This window comes from Vibrio aquimaris (genome assembly GCF_009363415.1).
GTDB lineage: Bacteria > Pseudomonadota > Gammaproteobacteria > Enterobacterales > Vibrionaceae > Vibrio > Vibrio aquimaris.
This window is the reverse complement of record NZ_CP045350.1, coordinates 914,485-937,074: the sequence shown is the minus strand read 5'-3', so window position 1 is coordinate 937,074 and position 22,590 is coordinate 914,485. Positions and strand designations below refer to the sequence as shown.

Below are 22,590 nucleotides of genomic sequence, written 5' to 3'. Positions count from 1 at the left end.
CTAGTTTTACTTTATGACAATTACAGCGAGAGAAGCATCAAAATTATTCAATAGCAATAAACTGGCAGCATTGGCTGACGGTGACTATTCCTATGTAGAGAAAGTGGCCGAAGAGTTTTTGAATCAAGAGATTGGTAAAGTTGCTGTATGTGACGTTTATGAGCACACATATAAGCGGTTAAGCCAAGAGTATCGTTCGGAATACTATTTCAAGAATACGATAGCTCATCGAAGGTTACTAGGGCGCCATTCCTTAAATACTGCAACAATGCTATCTGAGTTTAGAGTGGGCAAAAGTAAAGCAGATTGTGTCATCCTAAATGGCAAGTCTACATGTTATGAAATTAAATCAGAATATGACACTCTCAATCGTTTAGAAGAGCAATTGAATGATTATCTCAAGTTGTTTGATGAAGTTTATGTGGTGTGTTCTCCAAAAAATCTCGAAAATGTCTTGAAAAATACTGATAAAAGAGTTGGTGTTTTGGAACTCACTCCGAAGAACTATTTTAGCGAACGGCGTGCAGCAACACCTCGTGTTGACCCTATAGATATTGATGTGTTGATCAAGTCATTGCGGAAAGAAGAGTATATAGAGCTAGCTCGACGAAATACGGGTGAAATACCCTCGGTTCCCAATAGCAAACTAGTTAGCTTTTGTAAGTCAGCTCTCAAAACTGTAGAACCAGAGCAAATTGCAACAAGTTTCATTGAAGTTCTAAAGGAAAAGCGTTTTAATGATGGCAAATTATTGAATGCGTTACCTAGTTCCTTGATCAATGCAGCGATTAGCTACCAGTTTTCCAATCTCCAAATTGAGGCTCTAAAGGGCATATTTGGGGCTTGTAAGGAGAGTAAATGTATTTCCCATACCTCAGAGGAAAGCAGTTTGAACTTATAGCTCTTAGAGAGTTATCAGAGTTCATTTCAAAGGATTATTTTAAGCCGATAATCGAGCCAGTAAGACGCAACTTATCCCCTCTGATAAGGACTGTTAAACACCTCAATGAGAAAGACTTCTCCCCACTTATTGTAATAAACCCTCAGGTCGGTGAATTCTATCCTAATCGTGAATCTTTACTAGACGAGTTGGAAAGTAACGAACTTAACTACTTACCCTGCGTGGTTTTACGAGGTGGAGAATCAATTTCGGCACGTGAGAGTATAAATCAGTTACAACAGCCTTTCGCAATACTCATTACGGAAGGGGTTGATCAGGAGGGTATAGAACTCGCTCAAGATGCGGAGTGGGTCGTGGTTGACCATGACCTTCCACCGCTCGCCATAAATAAGCTCAACAATGTGGTCCTCATCGGTGATTTCTTTCGCAAACAGAAAAGAAATGCGGATTACTTTAAAGAATCCTCATTTTCACACCTGCACGCAACGTATTCGTCTCAGAAAAACGTTATTGGCTTTGGTGATTACACAATAATAGGAAGTGAATATAGTGAATCTGGTGGTCCTGCCTATGTGGTAACTATCCACGCATCGTATGTTAATGAAGAAATGTTTGATGAAATGTTTATCCGCCATTATTCGTCTACAGATGATGGAACACCAACTGACCCTGCTGGGAAGTTTGCAGAAGCATTAGCTAAATTCATAACTGAAGCAGATGAAGAGCCAAGCATTTTTTATCAATCAAGAGCATTAGATGAGTTCCGTAAGCTACATAGCAGCGGACACTTTCCTGGGCTAGGTCAGGTTAAAAAACTTTCGATGGAACATCACATTGAAACAGTATGCAACTATCTACAGGGTGAATAAATGGCTCAGTGTTGCTTAAACTGTTTTACAGATAGAGCCATAATCGAGCTAATACAAAGGGAAGGTAATATTACTCGTTGCTCTTTTTGCGATTCAGATGAGGTTTTGTGTGTTGATCCTTATAAGTTGACAGATCTTTTTGAGCTAGTTCTTGGTTGCATAGTTGAAGATGCTCTTGGAAACGAAATTCAAGACGTCTATGTTGATGAATTGAAAATAGTATCAGAAACTGTTCGGCGCCCTTATGAACTAATTTCGCAAATAATGGGAGATGTATTTAACGAAAGAAGGTTTTCTCTTAATGAAGGAATTGTCGAGTACCAAGATGCGTGGAATGCTTTTAAAAATCACTTGATTAGAGAAAATCGTTTTTTCCCGAATAACTCTCTTTACGGAAAAATTTTCATCAACGAGATCAACAATGAAGAAGCAATAACAAAAGAAGCTACTGTTTTTCTTCAAACGGTTGACGCTTTGAGTCGTCCTCGAGACAACGGTTCTATATTTTATAGAGCAAGAGTTTCTGAGAGTGCTCTGGGAGCTCATGAAATGGGAAGCCCCCCAGCCGAAATAGCTTCAGCAGGAAGGGCTAATCCTGTCGGTATTCCATACCTGTATGTTGCCGAAGACTTTGATACTTGTTGCCAAGAAGTAAGGCCAAACAATGGCGCGAAAGTTTTCGTATCGAGAGTTATAGCTGAAAAGGATTTGAAGCTAGTAGATTTGACTGCCCCAAAACAGAAAGTTGCCCTTTTGAAATTTCAAGAAGAAGAAATTGAACTGACACTAAAATGTTTAAACCTTTTACAACAGTTTTCTGAAGAACTATCAAAACCAGTACTCCCAGAGAAATCACAATTGGATTACCTTCCAACACAGTTTATTTGTGAGTATCTTAGGACTATTAGCTCCTACCAAGGAACCCAGTCGTATGATGGTATTGTCTTCAATAGCTCTTATGGTTCAGGGCAAAACGTTGTACTATTTTCCGATAATACAGTAACAATCGAGGAGCCCATTGCGCATACGGTTACCTCTGTTTCTGTAGAGGTGGAGCAGGTTTTAAGTTGATTGAAATGGCAAAGTTGCTTATAGGTCAGATATAGAAGTTCTGATTCTGACATTTCACTTTTTACAACGACTAGTTTTATTAATGCCAATTTTATCTCTGTTAGTGTTACGCTTAGTTTTTGAGTACATGTTAAAAAACTAAAACAAATGCTTAGCATAGAGAGCTGGTAGCTCACTATCTCTTTTTAGAATTTCTTCTACTCTATAGTCAAAGTTGTCTGGTTTTTTATCAACAAATAAGTAGGATTTAGGGTAAGCGCGCTCAAATCGCTCCCCTGTAATAACCGCCTTTTTTCCTTTATCCATAAAAGCAAAAACTTGTGCGATAAACTCGGTGTTATCATTCTCAGTGTTTAAGTGTGGCCTGCCAGTTGGTTGAACAGTAAAGTTCGCTGGCCAGTATTGGCGCTTTTTGTTTTCACTCATGAGTAACAAATTAAGACCATTCGCGGTTTCACGAAAACCAAGGTTATCAAAGTGACAGGCAGCCACCTTACCCAAACGCCACGTGTAAACAATTCTTCTACGGCGGTCAAAATAGATATCGGCCATACGAGGGAACCGAAGTAGAGCCAAAGTACTCGTCAGCGATATAACAAAAAGAACGCATATAATGACAATGTCTGTATAAACCCTCTTGATATAAAGCTTTCCACCGTATTTGCTTACGGCATTTAGGTATTCACCCAAAGAGCTTTTACCATCATCACCCACAAGCATTTCATAGTAAACATAGTCCCTTGGATCGTACGACTCGCCTCTAATATCTAACTCTCGTTTAGCTTGAACCATAGCATTGGCAGATGATATTTCACCTGTATTAGGGCCAAAGTCACTAACCATCAAAAATAACAAAATCCAGAATGCTACGACCCAAGGAATAAAAAAAGCTAATCGAAAGTTATTATATGGCGTGCTTATAGATAAAAAATTATCATCAACGTACATAATGGAATTAAGAGGGTCTTGATAAGCGTCAAGTGTGACTTTTTCACTAAACCAAGTGCGCAACTCATTAAATGGCCGAGCATGCTCTAACTTCCAAAATGGTTTAAATTTTCCACGTCTCATTGTCTCTTTTTCCTATAGGAATTTATCGTCTTTCATTCCAATAAATGCTTGCTTGGCAAGACCATCGTAGGTGAGCATGCGCTTTGGAACCATAACACTTGGTTCTGGTTGGTAATACCAATACAAATATGAGTCTTTAGGTTGCTCAACTTCTACAGTCAAATGTAACATACCATCTTCAAGTTTATGTTTACTAGGATCTTTTAGTGCCAGACTTAGGGCATTTGAGAAAGCTTGAGTTGCGTTTTCATCCAACTCTACTTGACCCATACTCTGAATAGGCTGTCTAATATCTACTTTTAGCTTCTGTATAGAACCAAAAACTTCAGATACCCTATCTACATAAGCTGGTAGCTTGAATTGGTATACAGCGTTTTGGTTCGGACTAAGAAAATCACCTTCCTTCTGAACTTCAACCGAAGGATGTAGTAAAAGGTTCGCAAATTCCTGAACCTCTATAGCAAAAGCAGTTTGGATGTCTTTCCGCTTAGAAATAGTACTGGCTACATTAATTCTTGTAGCAATATCCAAACTACCTCCTTTTTCAAAATACCAAAATGAGTACAATTCATCTTTACCCCAAAAACAGCTCGCAAGTAAATTTTCAATCTGACTTCGACTGTAAAACCATGTAATTAGGCCACCCAATGCTAGGAGGGCAAAGCCAATACCAGTACATATGGCTATCCCAGTTGTTGATATACCCAAGATAGAGCCAGCCGCCCCAACACCAAATGATACCGCTGAAGCAGAAAAAGCCGCGTTACCAATAGCTCCCCCAATATTACCTTTCTGCCAATCATTTCGGCTATCTAACCCTGATATAACGGCCATGGCTAAATTAGCTCCAATAATTAGGCTTGCAGTAAGCTTCGCAGCCAGAAACGTTCCTAGCCTCAACTGACCAGTGCTAATTTTCGGCAATACTTTGGCAGCCAGTGCATCGCTACCCAATGCTTTAGTCACTCGAGCAGAAATATCCAGTGCCGTCTTACCAACGGATGCTGAGTCAACAGTAATTGCAGCCAACGCAGAAATTAGGTTAAAGGTATCATAGGCTAATTTAGACCTTACAAGTGGATCAGCAGATTGATGATCACTTTGTGCAAGAACTGAGTAGAGAGTATGTTGGTTTACGAACCATGACAGAGCAGTCGTGGCGCCGCCTCCAACAATCCCTAACCAATCAGAAACAGGTCCAACTTTAGGCTTACCATTCAATAAAGGTACAAGCTCTACTGATATTTCCGGTAGTCTGAACACTTTGGATTGGTAATTTGCTTGTTTCGCATTCACCGATTTTGTTAGCTTTTTAGCCCAAGTTAAGTGCTTTTGAGCAATAGATATATTAAGTGTACTTTTCCCACCAGAATCAATGTGACTTGCAAGAATTTCTGCAAGCTTCTCTTGCGTAACATTAACCGAGTTACCCGTAATAGTGATACCTGCGACTTTGTGGTAAAAAGTAGGCAACAAGGAGTCAGCTATTTCATTTATCGCTTTAGCAGAAAGCTTGGTTCTAAACTCTTTTGCCAACTGCTTGCCATATATTTTTGTGGCACGAGCATTGGCCCAAAGGTTACCAAACACCTCTGGAGTACGCTGAATAACTTCGCTCCATTCTGTGCCAACTCTACATTGAGTAAGGGTCTTCTTAAGCTGCTCTATAAGTAAATAGTAAGTGTTGTTTGAGTTTTGCAGATCTTCGTCATTTTCATACGCGGCATCAATCATCTCAACTAATAGTGCTTGTCCTTCTTTTGAAGAACTCACACCTTCAAAAATGCTCTCTGTTAAACCCGCAATTTTCATTGCTTCCACTTCAGGGTGTGAAAGCGCATCAGATTTAACGTCAAAGTACATTTTCAAGTAAGTATCTAAAGACCCTAAACCTCCATCTGATAATTCTTGATAGGCGTAGCTTGCGTATAGATCCACCACCTTAGCCCTAAATTCGCTAAAAGCCGTTTGTAGTTCTGTCGTTTCTTTGTTGAAAGCATTCAAAGCTTCCATATTAAGATGCTCTAGCGCGGCTTCTCTCACTTCAGGGTGCGCTTTTTCATTCAGGAATGATTGATTAAGAAATTTAGCAATCTCTCTAGGATAACGTTTGTTTGATCGATCTTTTTCTTCCCAAACCGTCATCACTGTTAATGCAAATGCTATGTCCGCCTGCCGCCCGACAGGATCAAACAAGGCGATAAGAGTACCGTCTTTTTGTTCACTGTGGCTTTTTTGCATGGTTTCAACCAGCTCATCAGCAGCAAGGTAGTAGTTTTTCGCCGTGGTGAACACATCCAAGCCGTATTTGCTGGGCTTGTCTTTGCTTTTATCCGCTAGCCATTTCACGTCATGGCTGCGGTAATCTTCCACCAAACTACTTAAGGTATCTTGAGTAGCAGTGTCGCTAAAGTCATCGCTGGCGCTCATGTCAACTTGCTGCATGGCTTGGGTGCGCCATTCTTGGTCGCTGTTCATCTTATCTATGATGTCGGCGGCCCATTCGTGCTCTGAGTAAGCAATCGAGATTTTTTGTGTGCCATTGGTGACAAAAGCAAACGGATAGAAAGTCGCGCCGGATGAGATATCCAGCGTTAGGCCATCTTGCGCATTTTCTTCGTTGGTGAAATAGTATTTCTCAAACTTTTCAATCACGCCAGTGGCGGTTTCGGTTTGCGCGTAGCGGAAGATATGGATTTGCTGATTATCGGCTTTGCCTTCTTCCTCTTTGATGTAAATCCACCCTTCACGCAACAGGCGCAAAATATAGCCGCCGGTTTCATTAAGGCCAGAGGCGCTGGCCATTTCTGGCAGAGTGGGCGGCGCTTGGGCGGGCATAATGGTGTCAAAGAAGTTGGCATAGCCATAGCGCACTGGGTAAATCGGCAATACATCGGCTATTTTACCCGCCACTTCGTTCATAAAGGGTTCAACTAAGTCGATGGTTTGCGTGGTGTTGACTACGGTTTCAATTACCCCTGCTTCAGCAGAATAGACGTTATCAGCGGCTTTAATCACCTTAACGTTGGAGGTGTTGCTCATTAGCGTAGACACCCTAAGCTGCATTTTGGCAAACACGCCCGCGATAAGCTCAGTTAACCCCTTGCCGTAGGTCTTAATGGTGTTGATGTGCTTGTTAAATAGCTCATCAGATAAATAGGCGTATTTCAGTTTACTGGCTTGGTCGCGCAAAAATTCTAGCCTAGATTGAAGCTTTTTCAGCAAGCTGTCGAAGCTTTCATTGACGGCTTTTTTCGCGGCCGCCCAATCATAATCGTTTAGGTAAGATTGCGGGTTCCCCTCACCACGGGCGCGAATGAAAGCTAGCAAACGATCTGTGGTTTCATAAGGCGCAAGGCGAAGTATGGCCGAGAGTATTTCACCCTCTTCCAGTATCATCGGCATGCTATAGGCAAGCAGAGCCTCTGTGGTGTGTGGCAGGGGCATATTTAGATTGCCAACTAAAGTTTCACAGGATTTTTCTAAGCTGAACTCGGTCGCAGGGTGCAAGTGGGTATAATGCAGGCGCGTTTCCAGCCCAACAATATCTTGAAAATAGCGGTCGGTGGTAAGCTCATGGCCAATTGCGCCCCATGGCGCCAGCCCAGTTTCTACCCGTGTTGGTTGCCAAAAGCCTTGATTACGTTTGCGCGCCTTATCGAAAAAGTCGTCGTCGCTGATTTCTTCAATGCAATGTGGATTGGTGCGCCGAACTGGAGAGAGACAAAAAGCATCTTGGCTCTCTTGCATCACGAGTTTAACTTTACCCGGCATTAAACTAGAAACAAAAGACTTACCTGAACCATCTAGCGCGCCAGCGCCAAGTGGCGTAATCCCTTCATCGGTTAATGCGTAAGGGGCATTGGTCAGACGCTTGCCGTTGGGATAACGCACACATATCTCGCACGTTGAGGGAATATCAAGCTCAGGGGCTACCGTCACACTTGGGTTTTGCACACCGTCACAAATGGTGTTGCCCTTATTCATGGTCATTTGATCGCTTAGGCGCGCCACGCCTTTACCTTCGATAAACACATTGGCTGAGGCAGAAATAAATTCGGCTTCATCTTCAATCGTCCCAGACGAAATGCCTTTTTGGTCACCATCAGCGTCGCCAGTACTTTTGGCAAATTTACTGCCTTTAATGGCAATGCTATTGCCACCATCGGCGCTGACTGTCGTGGTACCATCAACAAGATCGGCGGACTTGGCGTTGTTACCATAAGGAATCGGCACAACCGCAGGGCCGACTGTCGTTAAACATACATCAGGAGAGGTCGCATTAGCTTCACCGCCTGACCCTTTGTGAACGATACTTAATCCATTGGCATTGATAGTAACTGGCATACTCTATTCTCGTCGTGGGAGCGATTGATTGGTTCGTGTTTTAAAGGCGCAAAAAGCTAGTTAAGGTCGATTTTTCTGGCTTTAATTTTTTGCGTCTTTTCCGCCTGTGAGGTGATGTACTGAGCTTTAGTCGTCACTCGGCCGCTGTGACCATCATAATGAGTTGAGGCTTTATTACTTTGCAAGGTGACGGACTTGGAGCCTTCCAACACCACTTTTTCGGCTTTGATCACTAGCTCTCTTTTATCAAGATAAGAGAAATAAATGTCTCGCAAAATAGGTAATGAAGGATCGCTGTTCATAAATGTGATCTTGCATTCGAGCTGATTATCGATCGCTAAATTAATCTGCGCGCGGCTAAATGGTCGGCCAATCGAGGCCCAAATAGGTTCACCTGCTGGGTTGTCTTCAAAGTCAACGCTGACTTGTTGGTTGTCAGGGTGGATCTGTTTTATTAATCCGAAACGTGCAGAGCGAAAGGCGGGGTTAGAACCAAACGTAGTCGTAGTCATGGCCATCATACTCACAAAATAATCAAATGTGAGGGCGAATCTACCACCACGTGTGCCAAATGAAAAGTGTCCAAATAACAGTCAAAAACGTGCTTTTCACTAGTAAAACCTGCATTTTAAAACCAAGATTTACGCCGCCACTCGTTGATAGACCACAAACCAGCCAGACAAAAAGCATTTTTGGGTTATGAAATTAATTTAAAATACCGTACTAATTCACACATTTTTTCAACTTGATCTGACAGTCAACAGATTTCTTCTGTTCATCCCCCATCATCAGATCGCCTTCCACGGCCATCAGCCGCACGTTTCACTCACCAATCACAATGCCAAAGCCTATTTTTCAATTTAATCAAACACAGCCACAGGTCGCCTCGATCGATTGGGGCAATCCTACTAGGAAGCTGACCAACTAAAGCAGGAAATAGCGGAATACCCAAATGGGAAAAACCACTTCCGCAAGCACCTAAAAACACATTCAAGATGCTGATTTTTAAAGATTTAATAGCTGGCACTTGTCTTGCAAAACACCTGATTTCGAATTGTGTAAGCCAATGGATCAAGTCTGGGGTGTCCCTAAGGCACAGCGCAAACAACAAAGGAGTATTCAAATGAGTTCAATCGATCCAGCCACCATGGCGCAGCAACTGGCGACCTTTGATGTGCAGCCATTTAAGCAGCGTTATACCAAGCAAGCTTCTCAGTACCAAACAAAGCTTGATGCTCTGGGCAAAGTGGAATCAGCGCTGCGTGAGTTTCGCACCGCCGTCAATGAGATGAACAATAGCAGCTCTGGGATCATCAAAAACAGCGCCAAGGTGTCAAGCGAAGGTGTGTTAACCGCCAGCGCGGAATCGAATGCACTGACAGGAAGCTACCAAATTTTTGTCGAGCAAGTGGCAACCTCTCATCAAGTTTCAGTTGGAATGCCTGAGACCTTAGAACCAAGCACCCAAGTACCGCTAACGGGCACTCTGGAATTAGAAGTCGATGGAAAAAAACTGCTGCTTGATTTAGCCAGCTTAGACAGTGATGGCGATGGCCAAGCCAGCATTGCTGACCTCGCTTCTGCGATTAACCACCATGAAAATAACCCCGGCGTCAACGCAACCTTAGTGCGATCTGGCAGTAAAACCCACTTTATGCTCTCTAGTGAAGAAACGGGCAAAAAGAACGTCGTTGAGGTTTCTGCCTCTGGCACAGGTGAAAGCTGGTTTGAAGACGCGTTTACCAGTCTCAAGGAGCTCAGCCCAGCTAAGAATGCCATCATTTGGCTTGGGGAACAGGGCGATGGGCTCAAGCTTGAAAACAGCAGCAATACTTTTAATGATGCCATCGATGGTGTTGAACTCACTGTCACCAAAGCGCAAGATGCAGGCGACGCGCCGCTCACCATGAATGTCAAAGGCGATAAAGAAGGCACTAAGGAGCAAGTCACTCAGTTTATTGATGCCTACAACGCTTTGATGTCAACGCTCGATAAATACAGCAAAGTCGACGTTGAAACCAATACTCGCGCCGCGTTGGCAAGCGACCCCACCCTGCGTTCAATTGAAAGCCAAGTGAAATCCGCTGTTCGCGGCGAGTTTGCAGGCATGAGGCTTAGCCAAGTCGGCATAGAAATTGGTCGAGATGGCAAAATGAAACTCGACACCGACACCTTTGAAAAAGCGCAAACTAACAACAGCGCGGTACTTGAAGATATGTTCAACGGCGATGACAACTTGCTCGACTCGCTTGATACCTTGGTTAAGCCTTACCTGCAATTTTCCGATGGCCTGTTTAAATCCCGCAAAGACGCACTCAAGCAAAATATTGACCGGATTGAAGACAAAAAGGTCTCGCTCGATCGCAAGTACGACATGTCATACGAGCGCTACCTCAAACAGTTTACCCAAATGAACGCCATCATGACCCAAATGAATCAAACCAAATCATTGTTTGGGCAACCACTCTAGGAGATTTTTATGTTAATGGATTCAGGTTACAGCTCTTATCAACAGGTTGATCTCGACGCACAAGCTGCTGCGGCTAACCCGCACCAATTGGTGGTGATGCTGATCGATGGTTTACTCAACGAAATTGAACGCGTGCGCGGACACATTACCTCAGGCCGATTGGCTGAAAAAGGCGCAGGCATTAATAAGTGCATGAATATTTTGGTTGGCCTTGATAGCGCACTCGATAGTGATAACGGTGGTGAAATCGCGCAAAGCCTTCACCAGCTTTATGACTTTTGCCAAATCGAGCTTTACCACGCCAGCGTCGATAACAATGTCGACAAACTGACTAGCGTTGAGCATGTGATGAACAACATACGTGAAGGATGGATGAGTTTTGGTCAGCAAGCATAAAGTCTCCCCCGAGCGATTTCGCCATCTTGCTCAGTTGATTCACATTGCAACCAAGACTCAAGACTGGCACTCGCTAAAACGTTATGACCTGCAGTTAAGGGAGCTGCTCAAGGTTCATAAACCCTATCTTAAAGAACCCAACTTTGTAGGAGTCATTGCCGATGTCAAAGCCGAGCATAAGGCCGCGATTGAGGCACTTGAAAAAGCCATGGGTGAGCTGCAAACCGACATGAATGTGGTGAACGCTCAACACGAAAGAGCGCAAGCCTATCATTTGGCCATGAATCTGGAGTATTAGCCATGCAAACGCCATCACTTGACGCGCCGCAGGCGGCAAAAGCACCCGATGTTCAAGGCTTGGTTAAAAAGGCTAACCCAGCCAGCGCTGACAAAACGCCCAGTGACTCGTTTTCGCTCAAAGCGGCCAATTCGAGTAAGGCCCGACATTCTGTCAAATCCGCTCAGGCTACCCAAGAGAGTGACAAAGAAGCGACAAACCAAGCGGACGCTGCGCAGCCTTTGGTAGACATGCCTAGTGCACCAGACATCCACTCAACACTCGCGTTAGCTCATGCCGAAAATGTAAAAGGGCAAAATGAGCCGATTACTCTCAAAAGGTTAGGCTTTAACAAACCTATGGCAGCGGCAGGGCCAACCGTCACTTCCCTGCAAGAAGGGATTGGGCTGGCTGTACAGACTAACTCGGCTCAAGCGAACCACTATCTCACTGCTTCAAGTAAAGTCGCGTCTGTTACTAGTGTACCCATGGATAGCCCTTCATCTTTAACTATGGCAAACCTAACCACTGGGTTAAACGCTGCGCCAAGTGCTCCAGCCGCTGCGGCGCAGGCCAGTATAGGCGTTGAAAGCGCAGCACCTACAGCACAATGGGCTGCAATCAAGGTAGATACAAATTCAGCAAAATGGGGGGAGCAAATGATGCAAGTGCTGCATGACAGAGTCTCGGTTCAAGCTCAGCAAAACATGCAGCAAGCACAAATACGCCTCGACCCGCCGGACCTTGGCAAGATGGATTTATTAGTACGCGTTGAGGGCGACAAGCTAAGCGTGCAAATTAATGCCAGTACCACAGCAACGCGGGAAGCTCTGATGCAAGTCTCAGACAGGCTTAGAGCGGAGCTACAAAATCACAACTTTTTGCATGTCGATGTCAATGTCGGCTCTGGGAATACCCCGCGGGATCCGTCCAATCATTCCAACGAGCAACAGGCAATGATTATTGACAGCAATGAGCATTCAGACCAGCAACTTTCTCTTAGCCCATCGGAGCATTGGCTCAGTACTCACGCTTAATTAGGAATAGTGCAATGACTATGACAAAAAAACAACTGATCGCGGTATTTGCCGCCATGATCCTCACCAGTGCTCTGGTTTCTGCTGCTACCGTCTTTGGTGGTATTTGGTTGGTAAAGCAATCTCATGAGCAAGCCAATGCCAACTCTTGGGTGGAGGATTCACCGCTCGCTTTTTTAACTGACGATCCTGACCAAGCGTTTCAGCCCAGTTTTCATCCATTAGAAAAAGTGGTGCTGAGTATCAAAGGCAAGCGACAGTCGCACTTTGTGATGTTGGGCTTGGCCGTGGAAACGCGTCGGCCGCAGCGCATCACCAACATCAATGACTACATGCCAGTAGTGCGCAATGCGCTACTCAAACTCTTTAGCGATAAAACGTATGAAGATTTACGCCAAGATGGCGCCATTGAACAGCTGCAAAATGAAATCAAACAAACCGTGTTACTCGCCTTTCAAAAAACCGACATAGTGCGCGATATCGATGATGTACTGCTGACCAAATATGTCGTGCAGTAAGGAGTGACGTCATGTTGGATATGAACGTTGAACAAGACTATGTCATGCAAAGCCAATCGCTTGCTGAGCACAGCTCAATCGATGAAGCGGCGCTGCTGAAAAAGCATACTGTGCTGGTTAACCGAATCGTCAATCAGCTTAGGGTTCATGTCAGTCCGCATTGCAGTGTGGAGGACATGCAGCAAATCGGATTAATTGGTCTGCTTGAAGCTGGAAGACGCTATGGCAATGTTGATGATGACCACTTCCCAGCCTTTGCCGTTTGCCGGATCCGAGGCTCTATTTTAGATGAGTTGCGCCGCCTTGACTGGCGCTCTCGCCAAACCCGTCAGCAAGCCCATGAACTCAATGATGTGACAAGGGATTTAATGCGCCAGCTTGGGCGCCAACCCTCGGACGCCGAAATAATTCAAGCGCTCGGTACAGACAAAAAGGATTTACTGACAAGGCAAAACGCGGCATTGGCGGGTGAAATGCAAAGTCTAGATCAGCTGATTGAAAACGGCGTCGATACTCAGTCCAATGCCATATACGACGGCATGGCTCATGAGCATACGCGTCGCAGCCTTGAAGCTGCATTAGCTAAATTGCCCCAGCGCGACCAGCTTTTGATGACCTTGTTTTATCAGCACGAACTCAATCTTAATGAAATCGCTTTGGTGCTGGATTTAACGCCACCAAGAATTTGTCAGCTACATAAAAAAGCACTCAAACAACTCAATTACTACTTATCCTCCTAGGAGTCACACATGCAAAAGTTTTTTGGAGCCATCACCGTCTTACTCTGTGTCTTTGGCGGATATATGTGGGCAGGCGGCCAGCTTGGCGCCATTTGGCAGCCTGCTGAATTTTTAATTATTATCGGCGCCGCAGCAGGCTCGCTGATCATAGGAAACCCACCTCAGGTATTAAAAGAAATGCGTCGCCAAGTCAAAGCGACCATGTCAGCGCCAAAAGAGGAATACCAGTATTATATGGAGCTTATGGCGCTGCTTAACCATTTGCTTGAAATAGGACGTAGCCGAGGGTTTAAGTTCCTCGATTCGCATATCGAAGCGCCTCACCACAGCTCAATTTTTCTCGCCTACCCCAAAGTGGGAGAAGATTATCGGCTGATTTCCTTTATTACCGACAATTTGCGCTTAATGGCGATGGGACAAATGTCGCCTCATGAATTAGAAGGCCTTCTAGAGCAAGAAATAGAAGCTATCCAAACGGAAATGCTGCTACCTTCGCGCTCTATGCACAGAACCGCAGAAGCCCTACCCGGCTTTGGCATTCTTGCCGCCGTTGGAGGCATTATTATCACAATGCAAGCCATCGATGGTTCGATCGCACTGGTCGGCTACCATGTCGCCGCGGCGTTGGTCGGGACCTTTATCGGTATCTTTGGTTGTTACTGTTGTCTTGATCCATTAAGCAATGCGATGGCTCAACGAGTAAGACGTAACATGACAGCATTTGAGTGTGTCAGAGCAACATTGGTCGCTTATGCGGCGAAAAAGCCTACGTTATTGGCTATTGATGCGGGCCGTAAACACATTCAGCTAGACATCAAACCAACATTTAACCAAATGGAGAAATGGCTCGCTGAGCAGGAGTAAACATGCAAAGACAACAACAGGTTGTGTTCAAGCGAAGCAAGGTGCTCGAGCACGATGACTATCGCGGCGGAGCGTGGAAAGTCGCATTTGCAGACTTTATGATCGCCCTCATGGCCCTATTTTTGGTGCTATGGGTGATGCAAATTGTCGATAAAGAAGATCGCAGAGCAATTATGGCTCACCTTCAAAGCGCAAGCGTGTTTGACAAAAGTAATGGTAATCCATTTGATACTCTTAAAAGTATTTCACCGATTGATTTAGCAACCGATTCTTCGGTGCCAAGTCGACATGACTCCAATCATGTTGTCAGCTCCTTTTTTCAAGGCGATGGCGATGGTCCGGAAACCGATTCTCTGATTCCAGGCAAGTTCGACACTCAAGAGCGATTGGCCGCACTGGCCAAGGTAATTGAAGACCTAGTCAAACAAATTAATGCCCAAGGCAATGTTCATATATCGGTGACGCCTCAGGGCCTGAGAATCGTTTTGCAAGATGATGAGCGACAATTTATGTTTAGCCGCGGCGCATCAAAACTGACGCCATTTTTTCAAGACCTGTTGTTGGCTTTAGCGCCTGTGTTTAAAAGAGTTGAAAACCCTATTATCATCAGTGGCCACACAGATTCAACACGTTACATTGGGCACTTAGATCGTCGCTCAAACTGGGACTTATCGGCCTCGCGAGCCAATGTTGCTAGACATACTCTGGTCGCCGGCGGCATGCCAGACGGGCGCGTATTGCAAGTGACGGGAATGTCGGACAAAGCTTTGCTCAATGAAGCCGACCCTGAATCGAGCGAAAATCGCCGCATTGAACTCTTTGTGCTAACCACACCAGCCGCCAAAGTCTTAGAAACGCTTTTTTCTAATAGACCGAATAATCCAATCGAACAGGCAAAGCAACAAGCTAAAGAGAACCAACCTGTGGTTCGTCAAAAGGTGATTGATGCTCGCCAAGCACCTTCGAAAGCTACACCACCGCCTCTTCAACAACTTTAACCTCAACAGGCGCCTTACTGGCGCCTGATAACTCAAGCGTAATTATCCACATGCCTCAATTTGTTCATCAGCCCGTGAAAAAAGATCCACTGCGTAAAGCCTTCTTATGGCTTATCGTTATCGACTATGGATTGTTGTCTTTATTTCTCTTCCAGTTGTACGAACTGACACTAAACGGTGGCACAGCCATCAGTACCTTACTGGTCATCTATAATGTGCTACTGAGCTTTCTGTGCTTTCAGCGCACCGATCAGCGTGACGCCTATATTATTTATCCTACCTTGTCGGCTACCTTATTAGCCTTTGTCTGTTTCCTATATTTTTTCTTTCTTGTCTGATACTTAATACCATTCTTGGGGCTTCCTTCTGCTTAGGATTTCCCGCACTCAGAAAAATTTAGTTACCTAATTGTCATTATTTTCTATACATAACGATTCTTTTTTGATACAAAATAAATTGTACACAACTAAATTGCCCAAAATAGGAATAGGATTATGTTGAATAAAGTTGCCTTAGCCACAAGCCTAGCGATTATGAGCACACCAAACTTAGCTCAAGAACAAAGAAGCCCAGCGCAAAATCTGGATACATTTGAAAAATTGTTTGGCGTTACCGAAGGAAAACGCAGAAATCACACCAAAGGTTTTTGCTTTGAAGGTGAGTTCAAACCAACCGATAGCACTGTGAACCAGTTATCCAACAGCCCAATTTTTTCTGGCACCTCCAAGGTATATGGCCGTGTCTCTCACAAAGGCGGTAAAGCGAACCCTGCTGATAATCAGCCTGGTCACTACGGTCTAGCATTTCAAATCACCACTGCTGATAACCAGATCCATATGATGAGTATGAATACGGAACATTTCTTTCCAACCTCAACTGTGGCTGACTTTATGGCCTTTCTTGCAGCCCAAGCAGAGGGGCCAGAAGCAACTAAAGCATTTGTGAAAGATCATCCAGAAATTCAAGAATATAAAAAATACCACTCAGCGCTGAGCAGTGAGCTGCATCCCTATGAAGGGGCAACCTACAACAGTATTAACACCTTTTACTTAGTGAACGATCAAGGCAAGAAAACCCCAGTGCGTTGGTCATTTGTCCCTTCTGGAGAACATGGCATAGTCAAAACACCACAAGCAGATTTCTTCTTGGACAATATGCAAGCCAATATCAAAAATGGTGGCGTATCTTGGGATATGGTGTTAACTCTCGCCAATCAAGATGACGATATCTTAAATCCGCATATCAAGTGGAGTGATGATAACCAGAAAATTACCGTTGCAAGGTTGACGGTTAACAAAGCTGTTGCTGAAAGCGAGGGAATTTGCGCCAATATGAACTTTGATCCCATGGCGATAAGTCAAGGCTTTGCTCCATCAGAAGATCCTATGCTGGCTGCGCGCTCAGCAGTCTATGCCGTCGGGCTTGGAAGACGACTTTCTGAGCAGTAATAGAAGGGAGGGATTTCCCTCCCTATAACTACCACCACTATGAACACTTCAAAATAAGTACACAGAATTTAGGTATAAACCATCCATCTATATATAAAGGGTGTTGATATTATCCAAAAAGCTCAACACATTAGAAAATGTTCGTTTTGCTTTTTCAAACTCTCGCCTTCCACGAACATCGACAAATATTCTATTGATATCCGCACGTTGTCCTTCCGCTGAAAAAGCATATTCAAAGGCAACGGGATAACGACGTATAAACTGCCAGTTTTCTGGAGGTAAAGGGTAACGACTCCTTAACTCATTACGCAAAACATCAAGCAAAGACAGTATGGTCGACATAGTCTCAGTAGGGGTCGATGGGCGTTGCGAAAGCACTTGTGTTTCTTCACCCCCTTTCAAGTGTTCGGCGTAAGTGCGCTCTTCATCTGACAAAGCAATCGAAGCACTATTCCTGTCGTTATAAGCATCTAAGTAATCCATTGAAAAGCAGACTAAGTTTTCACTCATCACACCAGTATGTCTGTCAAATAACCTTTCTCGGAAGTCGCTCAGCGCCGCGTGAGTGTGTAAAAAGCGCTGAGCTTTGACCAAGACCTGATTGCGTACCGTATTACCTGATTTGATTTGCTCGTCAAACATCATGTTACTTAGTTGGATTGGCTCTGTAGGATTATCGTAAATCAGCATATGTTTCAGTGGTGGCTTTACATTCACTTTGGCCGCAATGTTTACCCCTTTCTTGGTAAAGTACCAGAGTGTCGGAGTTGGGCGACTTGCGACAAAATCACCAAGTTTTGTCGCTACATCCAGTGTTCCTTCAGACACATTAAGCGATTCTATCGCATCGCGACGCGTGTATTTGGTCAAGGCTTCATTCCATTTATCTATATTTCCTTTCCATGGTGGTGCAACCAGTCGTCCATCGCGGTAAAACTTCACATTATCGAAGCCACGATAGGCAAATGAAGTGATTAACTCTTCATTAGTGACTGCCATACCATTGGAACCACGAGCACCGGTCAATACTTTTTCAATATCAATGTCATCAAGGATAAAGCGAATTTTTGCGCCAGATTTTTCAGCATTTATGATGCCATTTAAAGAACCTCGTAAAAACAACTTGTTTGGTGCAAAGGGCTCAACATTATTTGCAACAGAGTTATAGCCCTTATTCACTGCGTTAAATCGTTTACTTTCCAGCACCTCTTTATAGATGTTTATCACCTTAAATCTAGCGTCCCGCTCACCCAACTCAAAATAGGAGCGCCACAGCAACTCATTATTTCTTCCGGCAGGGTTAATCGACTGATCAACACTGTACATCAGCGCCTTTTTAGCGTCTTCAAATATGTTTTCTTTGAGTACCTGCTTAATAGACCTATGAGTTCTAAAAAATGAAAGATCTGAAAAGTTCTTCTTAAACAAAGGTAGGTTCCTACTGTGAGCTGCGATGATGGCATCATTCCATGCTGCTGCCCCCATAATATCAACGACCTCTTTATTAAAGTGATTGTTGAAGTGATCTATTATGGGGTTATAGTTACCCACATGAGGCCTTACCCTTTGTATCTCTCTGATATATTTAGCTCGAGAAGGACCTAATCCGTATACAAAATCAGCTGCAAAGTCAAAGTCATCTTCCAAACGACTGCCAATCCTACCTTCATAAGGTCCAGCACTATTTTCAGAGGCCAATTTCATTTTTCTTAGGTACGGCGTTTGCCAATCAGTAGGTGGCCGCAAGCGACTAAAGAAAGTATCACTAATCACTCCTGCTTTTACTAACTTACGACTTATTTTCGTGAAGACTTTTGTCATCAGAGATTTCAGTTTCTCAAGTGCAGGGCCAACAAGATTTCCGCCAGCTTCAACAACGATATCAATAACAGATTCGGTAATAGCACTGGATACTTTATTGGGGTCATCACCGGTGGCACCTTTGATGATTTTTGGTACAACTGCCAAAGCAATAGTCGCAACCATACCTATCATTGCTCCAATCCAAAATCCAGGGAAAATGATCCCCGCAATAATACTAATAAGGGGAACTAAGACTTTACCAATATCAATGAGCACATCGAGTACAGCATTAGCCTTTTTCTCACTATTGCTGGTAGTTTGATAGTCCATATCCAACTCAAGTCGCTTAATTAGCATATCTTTTAAGCCAAGGCCAAGATTAGCAATAAAGCGCTCATTTGAGCTGCGAAATGTCCCGCCAAGACGCTCAAAGAAATTATCTGATCGGTTAATCAAAGGCGAATCGATAACAGATTGTAAGTAGCGTTTTTCGTCGTCTGTCAGGGTCAGTAACCCCATAGAAACAGAAAGCAGCGTGGTCTTTACACCCCAGTGAATATTTGGGTAACGGGTCTTAGGAGGGCTCGGTCTAACAGTGATCGTGCTGGCAAAATGCTCCTTACCTTCAGCACTAATAGGTAACTCCGATTTTGGTTTATTTAAATCTGGTATGGCTGAAGCTGATAAGCCTCGCTGAATCACTTTCTGGTAATCTTCATTACTGGAAATAAATTCAATGAATTGCCAAGTATCTTTGGGGATTTCGAATGTTTTGCCAGTGACTACATCGAACAAGACACCCAGCCATTCAGGATGCTGCTTGTAGGAATAATCTAAATAGAAACAATCTGTGACCATTAGGTCCCAGTCCCATTTCCCCCAAGTATCCCACATAATAAAAGCTTCCTTTTGACCAGAAAAGGTCTCGGCCAATATCTCGAATTCCTTTTGCAGCCCTCGGGGCATAATCCCTACAGGTATTTGCTTTTTACAGTGTTCTTGTCGAGCAAGAACGAGAGCGTTGACTTTACGTTGATATTCGAGCTTAAGTTCTTCACCCAAAACATCCGCCATTTCATCTAAAGCATTGGAATGCACAGAAGGCATATCCGCCTGCTCAAGTAAGTGAAAAGCCTTATTAGGCTTTGGTACTACATCACCTTCGTACCTTTGCTTTAAAACATCAGTGGTTGGAATTTTAACTTTCTCCCGTAGAGGCACGCTCCAAGTACTCAATCTATCATCTAACTCAGATTTAGACTGACTATCACCACGCTGCTTGTAGGGCCACTGAAATGAGTAATAATAGTACCTTAACCTTTCTAAAACATGCTTACGGTCTTCATCTGTAACTCGACCATCAACAAGACGAACCATTTCCGAAAAGTGCATAAAATATAGGTAATCATCACCATTTGGGTTAGTAAAATATAAACTGCCAGTGTGAGGCCTAAACTTTTCGTTGTCGGAATAAATGAGGTTAGTGTCTCTATAATCAATGCGTCGATTACTGATTATTTCACCATTATGGTGTTCAATACCCTCAGCGCACAGTAAACCAGCAAATGCCATCACTTCTTCATGTAATTTGGCTGCTATTTGTGAACCACTGTAGTGACGGATAGCCTCAAATCCTGAACTTAGACCAATCCCATTTTTTTGGAGCTCCACATTATCTTGGTTTTGAAACAGAGTCTGGTAAAACCGAGGCATAAAATTGTTAAGCTTAAAACACTCGAAAATATTTCTCACTGAGTCCATCGCTCGCATTTTGTCACTAACCAAAAGTGAAACCATAGTCGACCAGTTATCTGTATTTCCTCTAATTGCACGGGTCAATGGGTTCAAATTATTCTTTGGTATAATTAATGGCGTTGCGGACATATTAATTCCTTATAAATGGTAATTTACTTCATCAAAAACATAAAATTATTAAAAGACCATTTACTTAGTAAACAGAAAACATTAATAACTATAAGGACAACTTTAACATGCAGCGAAATAATATAATATGAAAAAAACTCTATTATATTAATTTTATACGATATTTATAACAATCAAAAATATATAACAATCTCCTAGTCTATAACATCAAAAATTAATTAAAAATTTAGAAATAAAATTTAATGTAAAAAATGAAACATATATTTAAGAAATATTACAATATTCCCACTGCTTAGCGCTGCAGCTATCAATGCCCAAGCAGCAGACCACACTATAAGGCTCAAACTGACATCGAGCACGTCAATGAAAAGCTGCGTGGCCTAACGCTGAAGTACCGTTATGAAGGCAGTGGCCCAGTAGGCTTTATTGCAAGCCTTACCGGTACGGCTAATACTGACAATCAACTTCGAGTCGATCCAGGACCAACTGTGACTACGGTTTCAGAAACAATACGCTCTTATGGAAGCTTCCATATCGGTCCGACATACCGTATTAATGAAGTAGTCAGCGCTTATGCAACCGTTGGTTATGCTCGCTTTGAAGTAGAAAACAAGCAATTAGGCCGCACAACATCAAAACTTGAGGATGAAAGCTTTGCCGCAGGGGGTGGTTTTGAATTCAACCTTTCGAGAAACTTTGCCATCAACACGGGCGTTGAGTTCAGTGAACACCTAGTTGATTCTAGAGCACTGACTTATTCTGTCTCTCTTGGCTACCGTTTCTAATTATCTAAGATGACTCAAGTAGCCAAGCTAAATGGATCATCAACTGCATGATCTTGATTAGTAAGCGATAGAAAATCCGATATCAAACCTTTGGTATCAGGTTTTCATTTATTTGGGGTGATATGCTGGAGTCAACAATGGATCACATCATTCGTAACGACTGATGATCTCATCTAGCTTGCCGGAATCCACCAACTGCTTAAGACCTTTATTGATAATCTCAACATACTCTTTAGACGTACCTCTGTTTGGCGATAAAGCAATAAACAGCCCTTCACCAGGTAGGCATCCTGCATTTCTAAACTCAGCTTTCCATTGGGTGTCCGAATTTTTTTTATACGTCGCTACGTTGTAGGGGAATACTCGCCAATCCTCCAACACGGTATCAATTTGGTTACTCTTAAGCTGCTCGACTCGTGTTTTGGTAATATCCATTCCTGAAATTTGCACAATCGACTTGTCCCCTTGATTGTGGTTTTTCACTATATAATTATCAAAGTACTCACCATATGAGTAAGCATTAACCACGGATATTTTTCGTTTTTTTAAGGTATCCTTACCAAAATATTTCCACGGGTCATCTTTTTTGACGAAAAAGCACATTTTAGATATTTGAATTGGTTCGGTGTGAAAAATAAAATCTGGTGCATCGCTAACATAGGCACCAATTAGACCGTCATACTTTCCACTGCGTGCCATCTTAATCGCTCTGGCCCAATTGACCAACTGATAATCAAGTCGGTGACCAGATTGTTGTAAAATACTGTCAATCGCATCGACCAAAATACCTTTGTCGTCTGCAGATGGTTCGCAAGTATATGGGCACCACAAATCAGCACTTAAGATCACTTCGTTACCTTTTACAGGTGCGGTCATCACGACAAAAAATAACATCAAACTCAAGACTCTTGGCTTCACTGCCTTCCCCTATGGTCTCATCAGGTATTCCAGTAAAGTCTAGTCTATAAATCAAATTCAGAGCACAATATCAGCAAAAGCTTAGGGTTTAACATCATGAATCATATGAAGTTGTGCACTTCTTACTAGCATACCAAGTACTTTAGTCATAACCTGCAGGCTATGATGTCAGTATCGATAACTCATGATTGGG

Annotated in this window: 19 protein-coding genes; 14 read left to right on the top strand and 5 right to left on the bottom strand. The window is 43.3% G+C overall.

Annotated elements, in window-relative coordinates:
• Positions 1-13 precede the first annotated feature (13 nt).
• Genes FIV01_RS04440 through FIV01_RS04430 form a run of 3 tightly spaced genes read left to right on the top strand, consistent with a single transcriptional unit; the run spans position 14 to position 2,841 of the window.
• Positions 14-901, top strand: coding sequence for a sce7726 family protein (locus FIV01_RS04440; RefSeq protein ID WP_152429911.1), 888 nt, complete (start codon positions 14-16; stop codon positions 899-901).
• Entirely contained in the window at positions 859-1,770 is a 912-nt protein-coding gene (locus FIV01_RS04435; RefSeq protein ID WP_152429910.1) for a sce7725 family protein, read from the top strand. The genes FIV01_RS04440 and FIV01_RS04435 overlap by 43 nt, the downstream gene beginning before the upstream one ends.
• A complete protein-coding gene (locus tag FIV01_RS04430; RefSeq protein WP_152429909.1) occupies positions 1,771-2,841 on the top strand; it encodes an RES family NAD+ phosphorylase in 1,071 nt (356 codons plus the stop codon). It abuts the gene before it with no gap.
• 138 nt (positions 2,842-2,979) lie between these two features.
• Here FIV01_RS04430 and FIV01_RS04425 read toward each other — a convergent pair whose 3' ends face one another.
• From FIV01_RS04425 to FIV01_RS04415, 3 genes are read right to left on the bottom strand one after another with little or no spacing between them, the layout of a single operon-like run.
• Positions 2,980-3,912: a hypothetical protein gene (locus FIV01_RS04425; RefSeq protein ID WP_152429908.1), complete on the bottom strand. Its 933-nt coding sequence runs from the start codon at positions 3,910-3,912 to the stop codon at positions 2,980-2,982.
• A gap of 12 nt (positions 3,913-3,924) precedes the next feature.
• A complete protein-coding gene (locus FIV01_RS04420; RefSeq protein WP_152429907.1) occupies positions 3,925-8,259 on the bottom strand; it encodes a PAAR-like domain-containing protein in 4,335 nt (1,444 codons plus the stop codon).
• 56 nt (positions 8,260-8,315) lie between these two features.
• Positions 8,316-8,771, bottom strand: coding sequence for a hypothetical protein (locus FIV01_RS04415; RefSeq protein ID WP_152429906.1), 456 nt, complete (start codon positions 8,769-8,771; stop codon positions 8,316-8,318).
• 611 nt (positions 8,772-9,382) lie between these two features.
• Between FIV01_RS04415 and fliD the strand changes: the two genes are divergently transcribed.
• The 10 genes from fliD to FIV01_RS04365 all read left to right on the top strand — a co-directional run bounded on the left by fliD (position 9,383) and on the right by FIV01_RS04365 (position 17,007).
• The gene (fliD, locus tag FIV01_RS04410; RefSeq protein ID WP_152429905.1) at positions 9,383-10,729 is read left to right on the top strand and encodes a flagellar filament capping protein FliD; all 1,347 of its coding nucleotides are present in this window, start codon (positions 9,383-9,385) and stop codon (positions 10,727-10,729) included.
• Between the two features lie 9 nt (positions 10,730-10,738).
• Positions 10,739-11,125: a flagellar export chaperone FliS gene (gene fliS, locus FIV01_RS04405; protein ID WP_152429904.1), complete on the top strand. Its 387-nt coding sequence runs from the start codon at positions 10,739-10,741 to the stop codon at positions 11,123-11,125.
• The gene (locus tag FIV01_RS04400) at positions 11,109-11,423 is read left to right on the top strand and encodes a LafD (protein ID WP_114786889.1); all 315 of its coding nucleotides are present in this window, start codon (positions 11,109-11,111) and stop codon (positions 11,421-11,423) included. The genes fliS and FIV01_RS04400 overlap by 17 nt, the downstream gene beginning before the upstream one ends.
• A gap of 2 nt (positions 11,424-11,425) precedes the next feature.
• Positions 11,426-12,439 carry a flagellar hook-length control protein FliK gene (locus FIV01_RS20700; RefSeq protein WP_246210421.1) on the top strand — a complete coding sequence of 338 codons (1,014 nt, stop codon included), beginning with the start codon at positions 11,426-11,428 and terminating at the stop codon, positions 12,437-12,439.
• 20 nt (positions 12,440-12,459) lie between these two features.
• Positions 12,460-12,957, top strand: coding sequence for a flagellar basal body-associated FliL family protein (locus FIV01_RS04390; protein ID WP_152431651.1), 498 nt, complete (start codon positions 12,460-12,462; stop codon positions 12,955-12,957).
• Positions 12,958-12,968: 11 nt separating this feature from the next.
• Positions 12,969-13,697, top strand: coding sequence for a FliA/WhiG family RNA polymerase sigma factor (locus FIV01_RS04385; protein WP_152429903.1), 729 nt, complete (start codon positions 12,969-12,971; stop codon positions 13,695-13,697).
• A gap of 9 nt (positions 13,698-13,706) precedes the next feature.
• Complete coding sequence (gene motA, locus FIV01_RS04380) at positions 13,707-14,561, top strand: flagellar motor stator protein MotA (protein ID WP_152429902.1); 855 nt, start codon at positions 13,707-13,709, stop codon at positions 14,559-14,561.
• Positions 14,562-14,563: 2 nt separating this feature from the next.
• Positions 14,564-15,559, top strand: coding sequence for a flagellar motor protein MotB (locus tag FIV01_RS04375; protein WP_152429901.1), 996 nt, complete (start codon positions 14,564-14,566; stop codon positions 15,557-15,559).
• Positions 15,560-15,609: 50 nt separating this feature from the next.
• Positions 15,610-15,897 carry a hypothetical protein gene (locus FIV01_RS04370; RefSeq protein ID WP_114786884.1) on the top strand — a complete coding sequence of 96 codons (288 nt, stop codon included), beginning with the start codon at positions 15,610-15,612 and terminating at the stop codon, positions 15,895-15,897.
• Between the two features lie 156 nt (positions 15,898-16,053).
• On the top strand, positions 16,054-17,007 hold the full coding sequence (locus tag FIV01_RS04365) for a catalase (protein WP_246210420.1): 954 nt from the start codon (positions 16,054-16,056) through the stop codon (positions 17,005-17,007).
• An 87-nt stretch (positions 17,008-17,094) separates the two neighbouring features.
• On the opposite strand, the gene FIV01_RS04360 is transcribed toward FIV01_RS04365, so the two are convergent.
• Positions 17,095-20,694, bottom strand: a complete 3,600-nt coding sequence (locus FIV01_RS04360) for a hypothetical protein (protein WP_152429899.1) — start codon at positions 20,692-20,694, stop codon at positions 17,095-17,097.
• Between the two features lie 350 nt (positions 20,695-21,044).
• On the opposite strand from FIV01_RS04360, the gene FIV01_RS04355 reads away from it, so the two are divergent.
• Complete coding sequence (locus tag FIV01_RS04355) at positions 21,045-21,479, top strand: Ail/Lom family outer membrane beta-barrel protein (RefSeq protein WP_343040065.1); 435 nt, start codon at positions 21,045-21,047, stop codon at positions 21,477-21,479.
• Positions 21,480-21,626: 147 nt separating this feature from the next.
• On the opposite strand, the gene FIV01_RS04350 is transcribed toward FIV01_RS04355, so the two are convergent.
• Positions 21,627-22,397, bottom strand: a complete 771-nt coding sequence (locus FIV01_RS04350; RefSeq protein ID WP_152429898.1) for a substrate-binding periplasmic protein — start codon at positions 22,395-22,397, stop codon at positions 21,627-21,629.
• Positions 22,398-22,590: the final 193 nt, after the last annotated feature.

Excerpts from the sequence above, each read along its gene's own strand:
- FIV01_RS04375 (WP_152429901.1), top strand. The coding sequence starts at position 14,564 with ATGCAAAGACAACAACAGGTTGTGTTCAAGCGAAGCAAGGTGCTCGAG.
- FIV01_RS20700 (WP_246210421.1), top strand. The coding sequence starts at position 11,426 with ATGCAAACGCCATCACTTGACGCGCCGCAGGCGGCAAAAGCACCCGAT.
- FIV01_RS04370 (WP_114786884.1), top strand. The coding sequence starts at position 15,610 with ATGCCTCAATTTGTTCATCAGCCCGTGAAAAAAGATCCACTGCGTAAA.
- FIV01_RS04425 (WP_152429908.1), bottom strand. The coding sequence starts at position 3,912 with ATGAGACGTGGAAAATTTAAACCATTTTGGAAGTTAGAGCATGCTCGG.
- FIV01_RS04415 (WP_152429906.1), bottom strand. The coding sequence starts at position 8,771 with ATGACTACGACTACGTTTGGTTCTAACCCCGCCTTTCGCTCTGCACGT.
- FIV01_RS04360 (WP_152429899.1), bottom strand. The coding sequence starts at position 20,694 with ATGTCCGCAACGCCATTAATTATACCAAAGAATAATTTGAACCCATTG.
- fliS (WP_152429904.1), top strand. The coding sequence starts at position 10,739 with ATGTTAATGGATTCAGGTTACAGCTCTTATCAACAGGTTGATCTCGAC.
- FIV01_RS04365 (WP_246210420.1), top strand. The coding sequence starts at position 16,054 with ATGTTGAATAAAGTTGCCTTAGCCACAAGCCTAGCGATTATGAGCACA.
- motA (WP_152429902.1), top strand. The coding sequence starts at position 13,707 with ATGCAAAAGTTTTTTGGAGCCATCACCGTCTTACTCTGTGTCTTTGGC.
- FIV01_RS04435 (WP_152429910.1), top strand. The coding sequence starts at position 859 with ATGTATTTCCCATACCTCAGAGGAAAGCAGTTTGAACTTATAGCTCTT.
- FIV01_RS04440 (WP_152429911.1), top strand. The coding sequence starts at position 14 with ATGACAATTACAGCGAGAGAAGCATCAAAATTATTCAATAGCAATAAA.
- FIV01_RS04430 (WP_152429909.1), top strand. The coding sequence starts at position 1,771 with ATGGCTCAGTGTTGCTTAAACTGTTTTACAGATAGAGCCATAATCGAG.
- FIV01_RS04390 (WP_152431651.1), top strand. The coding sequence starts at position 12,460 with ATGACAAAAAAACAACTGATCGCGGTATTTGCCGCCATGATCCTCACC.
- FIV01_RS04420 (WP_152429907.1), bottom strand. The coding sequence starts at position 8,259 with ATGCCAGTTACTATCAATGCCAATGGATTAAGTATCGTTCACAAAGGG.
- fliD (WP_152429905.1), top strand. The coding sequence starts at position 9,383 with ATGAGTTCAATCGATCCAGCCACCATGGCGCAGCAACTGGCGACCTTT.
- FIV01_RS04385 (WP_152429903.1), top strand. The coding sequence starts at position 12,969 with ATGTTGGATATGAACGTTGAACAAGACTATGTCATGCAAAGCCAATCG.